Here is a 2,126-nt window from a genome sequence, read left to right on the forward strand (position 1 = left end):
TATCCCAGAGTCAAGGGCAGGTTACTCACGTGTTACTCACCCGTTCGCCACTAATCCCCCCAGCAAGCTGAAGATCATCGTTCGACTTGCATGTGTTAAGCACGCCGCCAGCGTTCATCCTGAGCCAGGATCAAACTCTCCGTAAATGCACTACAGACACGCACCCACCACCAGGAAAAACCAGCAACAGACACGCGCAAAATTCGAAACCAGCCAAAAACAACCACACAACACCACCAAAAGCAGCATCATGCAGCCAAATTCAACCAATCAATAAAACAATCGGTATCAACAAACATGGCACACTATTGAGTTCTCAAACAACAGACACACCCGGCACCAAACAGAACCAAACAGTCCCACCATCGCTCCGGAGCAACTTTTCAAACTTACCGGCTGATCATCTTCAGGTCAAATCGGCTGATTTTCCGATCCCTGAGCCATACTGCACTCGGAGACGAACCGTAGTTCTGGTGGTTGTCAGCCGGTCAATTCCCTCGACCAGCGCGGATATAAACTCTAGCACCCTTCGGCCGGAGTTGTAAATCGGTCGGTGGGGCCGGCTCACATAGCCGGGCCCCGCGCCGATCTAGGCCTTTCGTGGGGCCAAGTAGACCACACCAAGTGGTGGTACCCGAAGGTCAGCGTAAGCAGGCTGACCACTCCAGGGGCCTTCGACCGCTGTTACTCCACCCATATTCCTTACCCCGGATCCGCCAAAGTCTTCGGCATCGGTGTTGAGCACTTCCTCCCAGTCGCCAGACCAAGGGAGTCCAACCCGGAATCCCTCGTGCGGTGCACCGGCAAAGTTGGCAATGCAGACCAACGGGTTGCCTTGGCCATCCCACCTGATGAAGGAGAGGGTGTTGCGGGTGCCGTCGTTCTCGTCAATCCACTGAAAACCCGATGGATCATTGTCCCGGATGTAGAGCGCCGGGGTGTTTCGGTAGATGCGGTTCAGCGAACGGACCAGGTGTTGGACCCCCTTATGGGCGGGGGTGTCCGAGAGCCACCAGTCGAGGCCGTGCTGTTCTGACCATTCGGATTCCTGGGCGTACTCGGTGCCCATGAAGATTAGCTGCTTACCGGGGTGTGCCCATTGGAACGCCAGGTAGGCGCGTACGCTGGCGAGCTGCTGCCACCGATCACCGGGCATTTTGCGCAGCAGCGATCCTTTGCCATGAACAACTTCGTCGTGGCTGATGGGCAGAAGGAAGTTCTCGGTGTACGCGTAAACCATTGAGAATGTCGCTTTGCCGTGGTGGTAACCCCTGTTCACCGGGTCTTCAGCCATGTACTCAAGGGAGTCATTCATCCAGCCCATATTCCACTTCAACCCAAATCCAAGCCCACCCGCACTGGTGGCTCGGGTAACGCCTGGGAAGGACGTTGACTCCTCGGCGATCATGACGACCCCGGGCACGCGCTTATAGGCTGTGGCATTGACTTCCTGCAGGAAGTCGACTGCCTCGAGGTTCTCCCGGCCCCCGTGGCGGTTCGGGTTCCACTGGCCCTCTTCACGGGAGTAATCCAGGTAAAGCATTGACGCCACCGCATCAACCCGCAGCCCATCAATGTGGAACTCTTCCAACCAGTAGAGCGCGTTGGCGACGAGGAAGTTCCTCACCTCCCGACGCCCAAAGTCGAAGATCAGGGTTCCCCAGTCGGGGTGCTCCCCGAGGAAAGGATCGCCGTGCTCGTACAAGGTCCCGCCGTCGAACTTGGCGAGAGCCCACTCATCCTTCGGGAAGTGCGCTGGCACCCAGTCCATGAGAACGCCAATACCCGCCTGGTGCAGCCTGTCAACCAGGTATTTGAAGTCATCCGGGTGCCCGAATCGAGAGGTCGGGGCGTAGTACGAGGTCACCTGGTAGCCCCAGGAGCCGCCGAATGGGTGCTCGGCGACGGGCATGAACTCAACATGGGTGAAACCCTGCCACTGCACGTACTCGACGAGCTGCTCAGCCAGGGCACGGTAGTCGAGCCCGAGCCGCCAGGACCCCAGGTGCACCTCGTACACACTCATCGGCCCGTTGTGCGGGTCAGCTGCTGCCCGGGCGGTCATCCACTCGTCGTCCTGGAAGGCATACCGTGACTCGACCACCCGCGAGCCTGTGAGCGGCGGG

At 58.5% G+C, this 2,126-nt stretch carries 1 protein-coding gene and 1 rRNA gene; both read right to left on the bottom strand.

Annotation, left to right across the window (positions count from 1 at the left end):
* Nucleotides 1–146: ribosomal RNA gene (locus tag Y703_RS0105605) — 16S ribosomal RNA — on the bottom strand; the annotation flags it as partial.
* A 443-nt stretch (nucleotides 147–589) separates the two neighbouring features.
* Nucleotides 590–2,126, bottom strand: a 1,537-nt coding sequence (gene glgB / locus Y703_RS21405; RefSeq protein WP_035763992.1) for a 1,4-alpha-glucan branching protein GlgB, incomplete at its 5' end; no start/stop codon positions are given.

Origin of the sequence: Arthrobacter sp. H20, from assembly GCF_000520515.1 — a bacterium.
Taxonomy (GTDB): Bacteria; Actinomycetota; Actinomycetes; order Actinomycetales; family Micrococcaceae; genus Arthrobacter_D.